Below are 14,787 nucleotides of genomic sequence, written 5' to 3'. Positions count from 1 at the left end.
TGCGATTTGTCCGTCTCGGTGGCTGCCTGTCCGGAAAGAGAGGCGCGAGCGGCGCCTTCTCCGTTCCGTCGCTGGCTAAGCCAGCCCGCCGATATGGAAGGTTTTCGCCTCGAGATATTCTTCGATCCCGATTTGCGCTCCTTCACGCCCCAATCCAGACTGCTTCACTCCGCCGAATGGGGCGACCTCCGTTGACACCATACCAGTGTTGAGGCCGACCATGCCGACCTCAAGCGCCTCTGCAACGCGCCAGGACCGCTTGAGGTTCGATGTGTAAAAATATGCGGCCAGTCCAAACGGCGTCGCATTCGCGATGGCAATCGCCTCGTCGTCTGTCTCGAAGCGGAAGAGCGGCGCGACCGGACCAAATGTTTCTTCGTGCGCCAGCACCATATCGGTGGTTGCGTTGGTCAGCACGATCGGCGCCGTAAATTGCGGCCCCTTCGGCAGCGTAGCCGGTTGGGTGGCGATGCGGGCGCCCTTGGACAGCGCGTCGGCGACATGGCGGTTGATTTTGCTGGTCGACGCCTCGTTGATCATCGGTCCAATCGCCACACCGGGCTTGAGGCCTGGTCCCACCGTCATTTCATTGACACGAGCGACAAGCCGGTCTGCGAAGGCATCATAAATGCCGGCCTGCACGAGGATCCGATTGGCGCAAACGCAGGTCTGGCCACCGTTGCGGAATTTTGACACGAGCGCGCCTTCGACCGCGAGATCAAGATCGGCGTCGTCAAAGACGATGAAGGGGGCGTTCCCGCCGAGTTCGAGACTCACCCGTTTAACGCTGTCCGCGGCACCGCGCATCAGCAGCGAGCCGATGCGGGTCGACCCTGTGAAGGAGATCTTGCGCACCATTTCGTTGGCCATGATCTCGGCGCCGATCTCGGTCGGCAAGCCCGTGACGACGTTGATCACGCTGGCGGGAATTCCGGCGCGCTCGGCCAGAACCGCGAGAGCGAGCGCCGAATAGGGCGTGAATTCGGAGGGCTTGATCACGACGGTGCACCCCGCCGCAAGTGCGGGACCCACCTTGCGCGTGATCATGGCGTTCGGGAAATTCCACGGCGTGATGATACCGCACACGCCCACCGGCTCCTTGAGAACCACGATGCGCCGATCGGCCGTTGGTGACGGGATCGTCGTGCCGCCGATGCGCCGGGCTTCCTCCGCAAACCACTTGACGAAGGAAGCGCCGTACCGGATCTCGCTCCTGGCCTCGTCCAATGGTTTGCCCTGTTCGAGCGTCAGAATTCGCGCCAGATCATCCAGATGCGCTATCATGAGCCCATGCCAGGCTTCCAGAAGCGCGGCGCGCTCGGCGCTCGTCTTTGCGCGCCAGGCACGGGATGCCTCGGCGGCAGCGGTAATGGCGGCGCGGGTCTGATCCCGTCCCATGTCCGGCACGGTACCAAGAACAGCCTGCGTCGCCGGCTCGATCACGTCGACCGTCTTGCCCGAGAGAGCCGCCTGCCATTGGCCGCCGATCAAGCCCTGCTGGCGGAAGAGTCCTTTGTCGCTCAGATTCTGCATGTCGGATCCTTGTCTATTGGGAGAGTCTGGAAAGAACGGCTGCGGTGATCGCTTCGGTCCGCTCTTTGCCTTGCACCGTACCGATGCCATGGGAAGTGGTCTTCTCCAGCGCCGCCATGACGCGTGCCGCGGCATCGCGCTCGCCAAGGTGATCGAGCATCATCGCCCCGGACCAGATGGCTGCGATTGGATTGGCAGTGCCGAGATGGGCGATGTCGGGCGCTGAGCCGTGAACGGGCTCGAACATCGAAGGAGCGTTGCGGTCCGGGTTGATGTTGGCGGAGGCGGCAAAGCCAAGTCCACCCTGAATAGCCGCGCCGAGATCGGTCAGAATGTCGCCGAACAGGTTGGAGGCGACGACGACGTCGAGACTCTCCGGCGCTAGGATCATGCGCGCGGCGAGTGCATCCACGTGGTAGCTCGTGACTTCCACGTCCGGATACTCGGCAGCAACCCGTTGGGTCATCTCGTCCCAGAAGACCATCGAGTATCTTTGGGCATTCGACTTGGTGACCGAGGCGAGCTTCCCACGCCTTCCGCGCGCCTGGGCGAACGCAAATCGCAAAATCCGTTCCACCCCGGCGCGCGTAAACACGGAGGTCTCGACCGCAACCTCGTCGCCGGTGCCCTGATGCACCCGTCCGCCAGCCCCCGAATATTCGCCTTCGGTGTTCTCGCGGATGCAGAGGATGTCAAACTCGGTCGCCTTCAACGGGCCGTTGACACCCGGGAGCAGGCGGTGCGGCCGAATGTTGGCATACTGGGTAAACTCCTTGCGGATCGGCAGCAGGAGCCCGTGCAGCGAAACGGCATCGGGTACGACCGCGGGCCAGCCGACTGCGCCAAGCAGAATGGCGTCGAACTTCCGCAGCGTCTTGATGCCGTCAGCAGGCATCATCGAGCCCGTTTCCCTGTAGAACGCGCAGGACCACGGAAATCTGGCGCCATTGAGCGCAAAGCCCGAATGCTTGGCGGCAACCTCAAGGACCGCCCAGGCGGCCTCCGTCACGTCGTGGCCAATGCCATCGCCCGGAATCAGTGCGATCGTATAGTTCTTCATGGAGGCTCTAAACCTGAATGAGCACGCTCTTGGAGCGGCGGTTGGCGTGATAGGCCTCGCGGCCGAGGTCCTTGCCGATGCCGGAGCGCTTGTAGCCCCCGGTCGGCAGGATGTGGTCACGCGATCGGCCGTAGCGGTTGACCCACACAGTGCCAGCGGAAATTGCGCGTGCGATCCGCATGACCCGTGAAACATCGCGGGTAAAGAGCCCGGCGGCGAGACCGTAAGTCGGGTGGTCGGCGAGCGCCAAGGCTTCCTCCTCGGTCGTGAACGTTTGTAAGGTCAGTACCGGTCCGAAGATCTCTTGGGTGATGGCGGGAGAAGACTGATCGACCTTCGTAAGAAGCGTCGGCGCATAGAAATAGCCCTTGCCCTCCATCGGTTCGCCACCGGTAAGGCATTCTGCGCCCTCGGCGCAGGCTGCTTGCACGAGCGAGTGAATCCTCGTGCGCTGCCCCTCGGATATGATCGGGGAATAGGTCGTTGCGACGTCCCAGGTGGGGCCTGCTTGAACGGCTTTCATACGAGCGAGGATGGCCTCAACGAGCGGCTCGGCCACAAAGGCGTGGGCTATGAGCCGCGATCCGGCGACACAGGCTTGCCCGGCATTTGCGATGATGCTGCCGGCAATCGCAGAAGCGGCCTGATCGAGATCGGCATCGGCGAAGACGATTTGTGGGCTCTTACCGCCGAGCTCGAGCGTCATTAGCTTGATGCCCGTGTGCGCGACATTGGCCATGATGGCCGCGCCAGCCACAGTCGATCCGGTGAAGCTCACTTTGGCGACGTCGGGATGTCCCGTTATGGCGGTACCTGTTGTCTGCCCGTCGCCGAGCACGACGTTGACAAGCCCCGCGGGCAGGCCCGCTTGTACCGCCAATTGGGCGAGGAAGATGGACGAGAACGGCGTCAATTCGGATGGCTTGAGCACGACCGCGTTGCCCGCAGCAAGAGCCGGTCCGAGCTTCCAGCCTGCCATGGACACAGGAAAATTCCAGGGCGTAATGGCGCCGACGACCCCGAAGGGCTCAGTCATGATCATGCCGAGGTGCTTGTCGTCGGTGGGCACCAGATCGCTGCCTTCCTTGTCCGCGAATTCAGCGAAGAAACGGATTTGCTCTGCGGTGACCGCGATGTCTCCCGCAACAAGTTGACCGACCGGGCGGGTGGATGAAACCGCCTCGAGTTTGGCGAGCGTCTTGGCCTCGCTCTCGATGAGATCGGCCCATCGCCGGAGCACGTTGGCTCGCTCTCGGGGCCGCACGCCACCCCAATTGCTCGTCTTCAACGCCTTCCTGGCGATCTGGACCGCCTCGTCCACGACCTCTTCCGAGGCGATGGGACAGTCGGCGTAGGACGCACCATCCGAGGGGCGGCGCATCGGAAGCAGGCCAGGAGATTCCAGCAACCGATCGCCGATGAAGTGGCCGATGGGCAGCGAAATCCGATCGGGATCGAAGCTTAGGCTCATGACACCGTGACGTAGATCTTGCGGACCGTCTCGACGGTCTTCCATACGCCCGTAAATCCGGGCTTCATGACGAAGCTGTCGCCGGCTCTGAAGGTCATGGGATCGCCGTGGTCGGGCGTAATCTCCACGATACCGGAGATGATGTGGCAGAACTCGAAGGTCTCTCCCTTGATGGAGCGTGTCTCGCCCGGGGTCGCCTCCCATATGCCGGTATGTACGAGTTCGCCCTTGGCCACGTCTTGCGCCCAGGTCTTGAAGTGGGGGGCGCCGGCAATGAGCCGCTCGGGCATCGGGGCGGACTCCTTGGGGGCGAAGCTCGGATTGGGATCGATCGATTTCAGCAGCAACTTGGGCTCCTCTCAGTAACCACGAGTCCGATCCACGAGCCCGATGGGATCAAGGCCCGCCTCGTATCGTTTGATGTTGTCGATGACCGACCGCGCGGCGGTTTCCGCCTGAGTTGCGCTCGCCACATGCGGGGTGAGCAGCACCTTCGGATGAGCCCACAAGGCATGATCCGAAGGCAGTGGCTCGGGTTCGGTTACGTCGATGACGGCGCCGGCGAGCTTGCCAGCGTCCAGAGCGGCCAGAAGTGTGAAGTGATCGAGCTGCGCACCGCGTCCCGCATGGACCAGCGCAGCGCCTTTCGGCAGCTGCGCAAACAGGTTGCAGTCCAGGATCCCGCGCGTGTCCTCGGTGAGAGGCAGCAGGCAGACCAGAATGTCGGTCTCGCCGAGCATTTGGCTGAGACCGGCTTCGCCGCAATATGTCGCAACTCCTTCGATCGTCTTGCCCGATCGGCTCCAGCCACTCAAGGGAAAGCCGAAAGGCTTCAGGCTTTCCAGCACGGCGCGGCCGAGCATGCCAAGCCCGAGCAGCCCGACTCGCCGGTCGGCCGCTTGCTTCTGCGGCAGAGCCTGCCATTGGTGCCGCCGCTGCAGGTCAAGATAGGCGGGAAGGTTGCGGTGGAGCGCCAGCACCGCGAGCGTGACATACTCCTGCATCATCCGGATGATGCCGTCTTCCACCATCCGCACCACCTTCACCTCGGGCGGAATCGCCAATAGCGGAAATTGATCGACCCCGGCGCCAACGGAGAACAGGATTTCAAGATTGCGATAACGTTCGAGCCCGTCGGGTACCGTCCAGCTGATGATGTAACGCACCAAATCAGTATCGACCGATGCCGGATCGATCGCGAACGGGAGGTCAGGGAGCTCGCGAGCGAAGGCGTCGCGAAAAACGGTCCCGCGCTCGGCGTCGGAATTGAAGAGAAAGGTCATCGGTCGAGTTTCAAAGCATAGGGAATGGCGAGTACGCCGGAACGGAACCAACCTAATGGACTGGGGGCCGTTTCCATGCCGAATGCGATCGTGATTTAGCGGATTGTTCGGTACGACGCCTGATCTGAAACGCATTCTGCCGTGATTGATGGTTTATGGTGGTTTTGCCGGGAGCCTGCAGCGCACCCGGAGTGGCACCATTCGAGCGACGTCGGGCTGATTGCAGAGAGAGATATGAAACGCCGCATTTCCAATTCGATTACGATCGATGCTTACGAGGCGCGTGCTGTCGAGATCGATACCGTCGAGCTGGAACAGCTTCATGCGCTCTCGATCGGCGTCGCTTGGCCGCACCGGGCTGAGGACTGGCAGTTCCTCCGTGACGTTGGTCACGGCATCGTGGCTCACGATGAAATCGGACGGGTGCTGGGATCAGCCATGTGGTTTCCCTATGGCTCGGATTTTGCCACCGTTGGCATGGTCATCACGTCTCCGCGCCTTCAGGCGCTTGGCACGGCACAGTGGCTCATGAAGCGCGTTTTTTCGGAGTGCAAGGGACGCAATCTCCGCCTCAATTCCACGCGCGCAGCCCGCAAACTCTATCTGTCGCTCGGCTTCCGCCCCGAGAGGACGGTGTTCCAATGTCAAGCGGAGGCGCAGCGATCCGACGAGATGCCGCGTCCTCCGGAAGGAGCCGAGCTGCGCCGTCTCGACCAGGGGGACCTTGCGGCCGTCGCTGAACTCGATGCGCAGGGGTACGGCGCATCCCGCGTGGAGCTGCTCAACGCTCTCTTGCAGCAATCGGTTGGGTTCGGCCTCTACCGGAATGGCCGCATGGAGGCCTATGCGCTGTGTCGCCCGTTTGGGCGCGGCCATGTCATCGGGCCCGTGGTGGCGTCAAATGACAAGGACGCGATCGTCGTCATTGCGCCGCACATGACTGCCCATGAGGGAGAGTTTCTGAGGCTGGATACGCACCTCGCCGACGGCGAGTTCTCCTCCTTCGTGGCTCGGTCGGGCCTTGCTGTTTTTGACACCGTGACGACGATGTCGCTGGGAGGAGACTTCCGTGATCCCAACGAACGCTCGGGAAACCTGCCCGTAACCTATGCGCTTGCGAGCCAAGCGCTTGGTTGAGACCCATCATCGCTATCGGTGATCAGGTCGAGCGGTGCGAAGACAATTCTATCGCTATGAGCGTCAAGCATCTTGCGGCGCGGCTGCGCTGGCGGTCCGTCGCCGTGCCGGCAGGAAAAATCCGGCGATCGCGCCGGCCAATGACAGCGTTGCGGCGAGGCTCATCGCCGCGGCAAATCCGCTCGCGAAATGTGCGGCCGAATCGACCGCGCCGTTGGCCGAGAAGGTCGCCACCAGCGCGGCGACGCCGAACATGCCGCCGAGGAATCGGCCCATGTTGAAGACGCCGGACGCCTTGCCCATTTCGGCCACCGCGACCGAGCTCAGGATGGCGTTCTGCGCTGCTGGCATCGCCATCGAGACTCCGACGCCGGCCAGCACCAGCGGCGCGACCAGAGCGGAGTAGGGAACGGCGGGGCTCACGATCTCCGCGATCCAGCCAAGGCCGATCGCCTGCATCAGCAATCCCGTCACCACCAGCGGTCGCTCGCCGAATCTGTTGACGACCGCGCCGGCGATCGGGGCGGTGACGAACAGCGTCGCTGTCCAGGGCAGCAGGCGAAGTCCGGCGCCGAAGGCGTCGAAGCCCAGGGCGGTCTGCAGGAACTGCGGCAGCAGGAACAATACGCCATACATTGCGGCGTAGAACAGGACGCTTGCGGACATGCCGGAGGCGAGGGCGCGCGATGCAAACAGCCGCATCGGCACCATCGGCGCGGCCGCGCGCAATTCCCAGAGCACGAAGCCGGCGGCGAACACCAGGCCTGACATCAGCGCGCCCATGACCTCGGGGCTCGCCCACCCCACGGCGTTGCCGCGCAACAGGCCCCAGACCAGCGCGAGCGCCGCGAGGGCGACGAGCGCGAGGCCGGGGATGTCCAATGCGGCGGCCGGTCCAAAGCTCTCGCGCAACCGTGCCAGCACCAGGGCGATCGCGATCAGGCCGATCGGCAGGTTGATCCAGAAGACCCAGCGCCAGCCGAAATGTTCGGTGATGAAGCCGCCGATGGCCGGGCCTATGATCAGCGCGCATCCGGTGATGCTGCTGAAAATGCCGAGCGCGCGGGCGCGCTCCTCCCGGCCGAACGTGCCGCTCAGGATCGCCATCGCCAGCGGCATCACCAGCGCGGCGCCGGCGCCCTGCAGCGCGCGGGCGATGATCAGCGCAGTGGCATTGCCTGCGAGCGCACAGGCCGCCGATGCAACGACGAACAGGGCGATCCCGGCCGCGAACATGCGGCGGCGACCAAAGCGGTCGCCGAGCGCGGCGCCGGTCAGGAGCAGCACGGCAAAGGTCAGGTTGAAGGCGTTGACGGTCCATTGCAGCGTCTCGACCGGGCTGCCGAATTCGGCGCGGATGGCCGCGAATGCCGTCGTAATGATCATGGCGTCCAGCGCCATCATGAAGGATGCCAGCGCAGTGACGCCAAGCACCCAGTTCTGCTCGGCGCGATTGGTCGGGGTCTGCATCGCCCTCTCCGTGTGTCGCGCCACCCTGTCGCGGCGCGTTCTGCGGGCTAGACGAGGCCGGAGGGGCAAAGGATGCGCCCAAAAATAATTTTTCCCGGGCCGCATCCTTCGGCTGCCGGCAAACGTCCTTGGGGTGAGGCGGCCGCGAGCCAGGTCGCGACATGAGCAAGGAGCGCGCGATGAGAAGGACGTTGATCAGGTACAGGGCCAAGCCGGAGCTGGCCGACAGGAATGCCGAGCTGGTTTCGGCCGTATTTGCGGAATTGAAGGCGGCCGGGCCGGACGGCGTGCGCTATCTGACGCTGCGGCTGGAGGACGACACCTTCATCCATCTTGTCGAGGCCGCGACCGAGGACGGCTCGAGCCCGATCCCGAAACTCAGGGCGTTTCAGGCGTTCCAGGACGGCATCCGCGACCGCTGCGCCGAGCCGCCGCTGGTTCGTGATGTGAGGATCGTCGGCAACTATCGTATGCTGGACGAGTCCTGAACAGGCGAGTCGGAGGAACAATGGCACCAGAGCCACTGGCCATCGTCGATATCGAGGCGCTGCTGGCGGGGATGCGGCCGAAGCTGCATCGCTACTGCGCGCGCATGGTCGGCTCGGTCATCGACGGTGAGGACGTGCTGCAGGATGCGCTGATCAAGGCGATGGGAGCGCTGCAATCGGTCACGCCCGTCGTCAATACGGAGGGCTGGCTGTTCCGCATCGCGCACAACACCGCGCTGGATTTCCTGCGTCGCCGCAACCGGCAGGAGGCGCTGCATTCGGCTGCGGAGGTGGAGATGATTGCCGACCAGCTCGATGATTTGGAAAGCCGCCAGATCGCTGCGACCAGCCTGCGCACCTTCATGCGGCTGCCGGTGGCGCAGCGGTCCAGCGTGATCCTGATGGACGTGCTCGGCTGCTCGCTTGCCGAGGTCTGCCACATCATGGATTTCAGCCTGCCGGCGGTGAAGGCCGCGCTGCATCGTGGGCGCACGCAGCTGCGTGAGTTTGCCGAGGAGCCGGGCGACGCGCCGCAGCCGGGCCTGTCGGAAGCCGACCGCACGCGGCTCAACGCCTATGTCGGCCATTTCAATGCCCGCGACTTCGACGCGATCCGCGCCATGATCGCCGATGACGTCAGGCTCGAGCTCGTCAACCGCACCAGGCTGAAAGGCAAGGCCGAGGTATCGCGCTATTTCGGCAATTATTCGAAGATCAGCGACTGGCACCTGGTGACGGGGCAGGTCGACGGACGTCCGGCGATCCTGGTGTTCGATCCGAACGAGCCGAGCGGGCGGCCGAAATATTTCATGCTGTTGAACTGGTCCGCCGACAAGCTCGCCACCATCAGGGATTTTCGTCACGCGGCGTACGTTATCGATGCTGCCGAGTGCGTAGTGGACAAAGGGTGAGTGGATGAGCGTACGTAGCGCCCCTTCGACCGAGCAGCGGGACGGAGCGGAGGGGCGTGTGTGGCTTTTCCGGCGGCTGGCGCGTATCCTGAAGGCGCCCGCCTGCGTATAGATCGATATGGATACCCAAACCGAACTCGACACGACCGGCCTCTTCGAGGCGCGCTATGTCGCGTTTCTCGAAACTCTCGCTCATCTCCGCCCGCGGTTGCACCATTACTGTGCGCGCATGACCGGCTCAGTGCTGGACGGCGAGGATGTCATGCAGGAAGCAGTGTTCGAAGCCTATCGTAAACTCGACCAGTTCGACGACAGCCGGCTGCTCAGCCCTTGGCTGTTCCGGATTGCCCACAATCGCTGCGTCGATTTCCTGCGCCGGCGCCAGGTTCGGCAACCGGCTTGAGGAGTGAATGTGGCTAGGAGGGGCGCGTGAACAACTGGATCGGGCACGCCATCTGGTGGCATGTGTATCCGCTCGGCTTCGTCGGCGCCGAACGGGAGGCCAGCGCGTGTGTCGGCGTCGTGCATCGCCTTGACCACATTGTCCGGTGGCTGGATTACGCCGTGGAGCTCGGCGCGTCCGGTATCCTGCTGGGGCCGATCTTTGCCTCGTCGACCCATGGCTACGACACGTCCGATCACTTCCGGATCGACAGGCGGCTTGGGGACGACGCGGACTTCGACGCATTCGTCGAAGCGGCTCGTCGTCGCGGCCTGCGCATTATCCTGGACGGCGTGTTCAACCATATGGGCCGCCAATCTCCGCGCTTCCAGCGCGCCGTCGCTGGCGGCCCGCAATCGCCGGAAGCCTCCTGGTTTCGCTTGACCTGGCCGGCGGACGGAAAGGAGCCTGATTGCGCGACCTTCGAAGGTCACCACCAGCTTGTGACGCTCAACCATGATGATCCCGCGGTCGTCGACTACGTCATACGTGTGATGAACCACTGGCTTGATCGCGGTGCCGGTGGTTGGCGCCTCGACGCGGCCTATGCTGTCCCGCGGCAATTCTGGAACCGCGTCTTGCCCGTGGTTCGCGCGCGGCATGGCGACGCCTACATCTTCGGCGAAGTGATCCACGGTGACTATGCCGGCTTCGTCGACGAGACCGGTGTCGATGCGGTCACGCAATACGAGCTTTGGAAGGCGATCTGGAGCGCGCTGAACGATCGCAACTTCCATGAGCTCGCATGGGCGCTCGTGCGGAACAATGCGATGCTCGACCGGTTCGTGCCGCAGACCTTCATCGGCAATCACGATGTCACGCGGATCGCGAGCCAGCTTCTGGACGAACGGCACATCGCGCACGGGCTGGTCATTCTCATGACCTGCGGCGGCACGCCCTCGATCTATGCCGGTGATGAACAAGCGTTCCGCGGGATCAAGGAACGCCGTGCGGGAGGCGACGACGCGATCCGTCCGGTCTTTCCGGCGACGCCAGCCGAACTGGCGCCATTCGGCTGGCCGACATACCGGCTGCATCAGGAGCTGATCGGACTACGGCGGAGGCATCCATGGCTCGTTCGGGCGAAGACCCGCATGGTCGAGATTCGCAATACGGACCTGGTCTTCGAAGCATTCGATGAAGGCGATCGGCTATGGGTTGCGCTGAACCTGGCCGACGCAACGGTCGGACGCACCATCGATTCCGGCGTCGACAGGCTCGCAGGATCAGGCGCGGTGTGCAGGGCGGGCGGCAGGACCGAGCTCACGCTGCCGCCGCATGGGTGGGCTATCCTGGGTTAGCGACAGCTTGCCAGGCGCGGCAGGCTCCGGACAATACAAGCTTATGATGAGCCCGCTCACCGCTGAAGCGGACGAAACTCCATTTTCCGACAGTAGCTTAAATGGTGGGTTTGGCCTGGAAAGGTCAAAATGAAGGTGACACAACCTGCATGTGACATTTGGACAGCAGCCATTACTGCTTTTTGGGGTACTATCGCGACAGCGGGAATATTCGGATAAACGACAGCCGGCAAACGGTGAGCGGGCAATCGCGCCGAAGCGAACCGCAGAGCGCCTGAATGACGATCGGGTAGACACGGATGTTCACCTTCCGGACCTCCATCACCTTTGCGGTCATGTCGTTTGTCGTGGCGCTGACCTTGCTGCTGGTCGCCATTCAACTGCGCTCGTTGCGCTTTGCCACGCGCGAAGCCGCGTCGGCCTACATGGACGCAACCAGCACCAAGGTGCTCGGACGGCTTCAGGGCGAGCTTTCCACGATTTCGTCCCTGGTCCATGTGCTGGCTACGAGTTCGAGCGTCGCAGACTCCAATGAGAGGAGCGAGACCGGCCGTGCAATTCCGTTGTTCAAGGCTGCGCTGCAAGAATTTCCGCAGATGGACAGCATCTATGCCGGTTTCGAGAATGGTGCCTGGCTCCAGGTGCGGCGCATCAGAGGCCTTACCGAGGAGCAGCGCGAGAGCTTGCGCGCGCCGGCGAACGCCGAGATTGCGATCAGTCTCATACGCCCCACGATGGACGGCGATCTGCCGCTACGGCGCATCTTTCAGGACAAGCAAGGCAACGAGATTGGAGAGCTCGACCTGTGGAAGTACGGCTACGACCCCCGCAAACGTTCCTGGTATTGGGCGACGATGCAAGCGGACAATCCCTACATTTCCGAGCCCTACCTCTCGTACAGCATAGGCGCGCCGGTCATCACCGTGAGCGCGCCGCTGCGAGGCAAGGTGCTGGGCGTTCTTGCCGCCGACCTCAAGCTCGATACGTTCAGTGAGTTTGTCCAGGCTCAGCGGCCGGGCGAGCATGGCACGGTCATGATTTTCGACCAGGCAGGATCAATTATCGCCCACCCCGAATTTTCAGACCTCGTTACGAACGCAATGACGCACCCGGCCCAATCGTCGTTGCCGAGCATCGATGAGATCAATACGGGAATGATGGCCTCGGTGATCCGCGGGTCGTACAACCGGGACAGCTATGAGGGAAGCATCGATGACGGGACGGGCAAGGGCTTTCTCTTCCGAGTGACGAAGTTCGCGCTCGGCGAACGGTACAACGGCAGCATCCTGCTACTGGCTGCCCAGGACGACTTCGTTCAGAATGTCCGCAGGCTTCAGTTCACCGGACTTGTCCTTGCGATGCTGGTTGGCGCTGCCTTCCTTCCGATCGTCTGGATGTTCGGCAGCCAGATGTCGCGGTCCATCCAGCGCGTTACCGCTCAGGCCCGCCAATTGCAGACATTATCTGAACCCGAACTGGTGCCGGTAACGTCCTATATCAAGGAAATCCACGCGCTGGGCAGTACAATGAATCTCGCGCAGCGCGCGATATGGTCGTTCGCCCACTTCGTTCCCAAGGAGATCGTCCGCGGGTTGATCGAAAATTCCATCTCGACCAGGCTCGGCGGGGTCAAGCAGGAGGTCACGCTGGTTTTCACCGACGTGCAGGGCTTTACTACCATTGCCGAGGCTGCGGACCCAGACGTGCTAATGCGCCAGACGTCGCGGTATTTTTCGGCAATGACGGCAGCGTTCCTCGCTGAAGGGGGCACGGTCGACAAATTCATCGGCGACGCGGTGATGGTTTTCTGGAACGCGCCGAACCCGCAGGCGGATCACGTCGCCCGTGCTTGCCGGGCGGTGCTGGCAGCCAAGGCCGCCGGCGAGCGGCTCAACGTCGAATTCGAGGCCGATGGACTGAAGCCTTTCATCACAAGATTCGGCATTCATGTCGGCGAAGCGGTGGTCGGTAACCTCGGATCCAGCGAGCGCATGAACTACACGGCGCTCGGTAACACCGTCAATCTCGCTGCCCGCCTTGAAGGCCTGAACAAGGATACCCGGACAACGATCCTGGTTAGTGAGGATGTGTACTCTCGGGTCGAAAGTCTCTTCAAGTTCAGGGCTCTCGATGCCGTCGTTGCCAAGGGCATGACACGCGAAACTCGTATTTTCGAACTCGTCGGGGCATCGACATGAGTAAGTCACCGATGTCTTGCGGCATTCTGTCGACGCTGCTGGCGCTCTGGCTGAGCCTCGCCGGTTCATTCGTTCACGCCGCCCAAGACACGATCAAGGTCGGTATCCTGCACTCACTGTCCGGCAATTTGGCGATTAGCGAGGCCGTCCTCAAAGACACGGTCCTGATGCTGATTGCGGACCAGAACAGGAAGGGAGGGCTGCTTGGAAAGCGACTCGAGCCGGTCGTTGCCGACCCCGCGTCCGATCGGGACACCTTTGCCGAAAAGGCCGGCGTGTTGTTGACCCAGGACAAGGTCGCGGTGGTCTTTGGCGGCTGGACGTCTCTTTCCCGAAAAGCGGCAATTCCCATTTTCGAGCAAATGAACGGCTTGCTCTACTATCCCGTTCAATCCGAAGGCGAAGAAAGTTCTCGCAACGTTTTCTACTTGGGCGCCACGCCGAGCCAGCAGGCGATACCGGCGATCCGCTACCTGATGAGCAAGGAGGGTGGCAATGTTCGCCGATGGGTCTTGCTCGGAACCGACTATCTCTATCCGCGCAAGACCAGCGAGATTATGAGCGTCTATCTCGCGACCGAGGGTGTGCCTTCAGAGGACATTACGGCGATCTACGCATCGCCGGACCAATCCGACTGGCGCGAGATCGTTCAGAGCGTGAAGGCCTATGCCTCCGGAGGAAAGAAGACGGCAGTGATCTCAACCGTCATCGGTGAATCAAACGTTCAACTGTACGCCGAGCTGGTGAAGCAACAGATCGATACGAGCAGAACGCCATTTATGTCTCTCACCGTCAGCGAGCGGGAGTTGCGTGGCCTGGATCTCGGCGGACTTGCCGGGCACCTGGCTGCGCGAAACTACTTTCAGTCCGTCAAGTCGCCGGAAAACGACGTGTTCGTGAAAATGTGGGCGGATTTCAACGAACAGCGGGACACCACCACAAATGATCAGATGGAAGCGACCTTCCTTGGCTTCAGGATGTGGACTCAGGCTGTCAGTCAAGCAGGCACGGCTGATGTCAATGCCGTCAGGCAAGCCATGTACGGCCAGCGAGTCAATGCGCCAAGCGGTTTTGAAGTGGTGATGAACACCAATCATCATCTCTCCAAGCCAGCCATGATCGGCAAGCTCCAGGCTTCAGGAAGCTTCGATGTGGTCTGGCAGTCAATCAACCCGATCAAGGCTTCGGTTTGGAGCAGGTACCTTCCCGAGAGCGCAAAGCGCACCGCTGATTGGACCTTCCCCTGGGTTTGCGGCGGATGTACCGAGCCGACCTTCAAAGATAGGTAGCCTGTCGATATACGAAGCAACACGCCGTCCATCGAAAACGACTTCGCCACGATCGCACCGGCCGGACCACCACGGCGCGGAAGAGGACGGCGGTCGGCGTCGGGGCGAACCGGACATCGACGAAGACTTATGATGGGGTGGACGCCCCGCCGACGGCATCGATGTGCCAAAGTGGAGGTGTTGAGCACCACTTAAGGGAGGCGT

The 14,787-nt window shown here is 62.4% G+C and carries 13 protein-coding genes; 7 read left to right on the top strand and 6 right to left on the bottom strand.

The features are described from left to right. Positions 1–75 precede the first annotated feature (75 nt). From XI08_RS14260 to XI08_RS14240, 5 genes are all read right to left on the bottom strand, one after another. Positions 76–1,533, bottom strand: coding sequence for an NAD-dependent succinate-semialdehyde dehydrogenase (locus tag XI08_RS14260; RefSeq protein WP_271574851.1), 1,458 nt, complete (start codon positions 1,531–1,533; stop codon positions 76–78). A 13-nt stretch (positions 1,534–1,546) separates the two neighbouring features. Next, positions 1,547–2,593, bottom strand: a complete 1,047-nt coding sequence (locus XI08_RS14255) for a tartrate dehydrogenase (RefSeq protein ID WP_271574850.1) — start codon at positions 2,591–2,593, stop codon at positions 1,547–1,549. 7 nt (positions 2,594–2,600) lie between these two features. Continuing rightward, positions 2,601–4,064 (bottom strand): aldehyde dehydrogenase family protein, encoded by a 1,464-nt coding sequence (locus XI08_RS14250; protein ID WP_271574849.1) that lies wholly within the window; start codon positions 4,062–4,064, stop codon positions 2,601–2,603. Continuing rightward, on the bottom strand, positions 4,061–4,354 hold the full coding sequence (locus XI08_RS14245) for a cupin domain-containing protein (RefSeq protein WP_049823833.1): 294 nt from the start codon (positions 4,352–4,354) through the stop codon (positions 4,061–4,063). The genes XI08_RS14250 and XI08_RS14245 overlap by 4 nt, the downstream gene beginning before the upstream one ends. Before the next feature lie 69 nt (positions 4,355–4,423). Next, the gene (locus tag XI08_RS14240) at positions 4,424–5,347 is read right to left on the bottom strand and encodes a 2-hydroxyacid dehydrogenase (protein ID WP_271574848.1); all 924 of its coding nucleotides are present in this window, start codon (positions 5,345–5,347) and stop codon (positions 4,424–4,426) included. Between the two features lie 234 nt (positions 5,348–5,581). Here XI08_RS14240 and XI08_RS14235 point away from each other — a divergent pair, with 234 nt between their 5' ends. Beyond that, on the top strand, positions 5,582–6,484 hold the full coding sequence (locus XI08_RS14235; RefSeq protein WP_271574847.1) for a GNAT family N-acetyltransferase: 903 nt from the start codon (positions 5,582–5,584) through the stop codon (positions 6,482–6,484). Between the two features lie 63 nt (positions 6,485–6,547). Here XI08_RS14235 and XI08_RS14230 read toward each other — a convergent pair whose 3' ends face one another. Continuing rightward, positions 6,548–7,954, bottom strand: coding sequence for a DHA2 family efflux MFS transporter permease subunit (locus XI08_RS14230; RefSeq protein ID WP_271574846.1), 1,407 nt, complete (start codon positions 7,952–7,954; stop codon positions 6,548–6,550). 179 nt (positions 7,955–8,133) lie between these two features. Here XI08_RS14230 and XI08_RS14225 point away from each other — a divergent pair, with 179 nt between their 5' ends. The 6 genes from XI08_RS14225 (at position 8,134) to XI08_RS14200 (ending at position 14,583) form a co-directional block, all read left to right on the top strand. Next, positions 8,134–8,442, top strand: a complete 309-nt coding sequence (locus tag XI08_RS14225) for a hypothetical protein (protein ID WP_271574845.1) — start codon at positions 8,134–8,136, stop codon at positions 8,440–8,442. 20 nt (positions 8,443–8,462) lie between these two features. Then, entirely contained in the window at positions 8,463–9,353 is an 891-nt protein-coding gene (locus XI08_RS14220) for a sigma-70 family RNA polymerase sigma factor (protein ID WP_271574844.1), read from the top strand. 118 nt (positions 9,354–9,471) lie between these two features. Continuing rightward, positions 9,472–9,756 carry an RNA polymerase sigma factor gene (locus XI08_RS14215; protein WP_271574843.1) on the top strand — a complete coding sequence of 95 codons (285 nt, stop codon included), beginning with the start codon at positions 9,472–9,474 and terminating at the stop codon, positions 9,754–9,756. Positions 9,757–9,782: 26 nt separating this feature from the next. After that, positions 9,783–11,096, top strand: coding sequence for an alpha-amylase family glycosyl hydrolase (locus XI08_RS14210; protein ID WP_271574842.1), 1,314 nt, complete (start codon positions 9,783–9,785; stop codon positions 11,094–11,096). A gap of 299 nt (positions 11,097–11,395) precedes the next feature. Next, entirely contained in the window at positions 11,396–13,294 is a 1,899-nt protein-coding gene (locus XI08_RS14205) for an adenylate/guanylate cyclase domain-containing protein (protein WP_271574841.1), read from the top strand. After that, a complete protein-coding gene (locus XI08_RS14200; RefSeq protein ID WP_271574840.1) occupies positions 13,291–14,583 on the top strand; it encodes an ABC transporter substrate-binding protein in 1,293 nt (430 codons plus the stop codon). Before XI08_RS14205 ends, XI08_RS14200 begins: the two co-directional genes overlap by 4 nt. The last annotated feature ends 204 nt before the right edge of the window (positions 14,584–14,787 follow it).

Origin of the sequence: Bradyrhizobium sp. CCBAU 11361 (assembly GCF_028128935.1) — a bacterium.
In the GTDB taxonomy this organism is placed as follows: domain Bacteria; phylum Pseudomonadota; class Alphaproteobacteria; order Rhizobiales; family Xanthobacteraceae; genus Bradyrhizobium; species Bradyrhizobium niftali.
Note: the sequence above shows the minus strand (reverse complement) of the source record. Positions and strands in the feature narration are given on the sequence as shown.

Excerpts from the sequence above, each read along its gene's own strand:
- XI08_RS14260 (WP_271574851.1), bottom strand. The coding sequence starts at position 1,533 with ATGCAGAATCTGAGCGACAAAGGACTCTTCCGCCAGCAGGGCTTGATC.
- XI08_RS14255 (WP_271574850.1), bottom strand. The coding sequence starts at position 2,593 with ATGAAGAACTATACGATCGCACTGATTCCGGGCGATGGCATTGGCCAC.
- XI08_RS14250 (WP_271574849.1), bottom strand. The coding sequence starts at position 4,064 with ATGAGCCTAAGCTTCGATCCCGATCGGATTTCGCTGCCCATCGGCCAC.
- XI08_RS14245 (WP_049823833.1), bottom strand. The coding sequence starts at position 4,354 with ATGCCCGAGCGGCTCATTGCCGGCGCCCCCCACTTCAAGACCTGGGCG.
- XI08_RS14240 (WP_271574848.1), bottom strand. The coding sequence starts at position 5,347 with ATGACCTTTCTCTTCAATTCCGACGCCGAGCGCGGGACCGTTTTTCGC.
- XI08_RS14235 (WP_271574847.1), top strand. The coding sequence starts at position 5,582 with ATGAAACGCCGCATTTCCAATTCGATTACGATCGATGCTTACGAGGCG.
- XI08_RS14230 (WP_271574846.1), bottom strand. The coding sequence starts at position 7,954 with ATGCAGACCCCGACCAATCGCGCCGAGCAGAACTGGGTGCTTGGCGTC.
- XI08_RS14225 (WP_271574845.1), top strand. The coding sequence starts at position 8,134 with ATGAGAAGGACGTTGATCAGGTACAGGGCCAAGCCGGAGCTGGCCGAC.
- XI08_RS14220 (WP_271574844.1), top strand. The coding sequence starts at position 8,463 with ATGGCACCAGAGCCACTGGCCATCGTCGATATCGAGGCGCTGCTGGCG.
- XI08_RS14215 (WP_271574843.1), top strand. The coding sequence starts at position 9,472 with ATGGATACCCAAACCGAACTCGACACGACCGGCCTCTTCGAGGCGCGC.
- XI08_RS14205 (WP_271574841.1), top strand. The coding sequence starts at position 11,396 with ATGTTCACCTTCCGGACCTCCATCACCTTTGCGGTCATGTCGTTTGTC.
- XI08_RS14200 (WP_271574840.1), top strand. The coding sequence starts at position 13,291 with ATGAGTAAGTCACCGATGTCTTGCGGCATTCTGTCGACGCTGCTGGCG.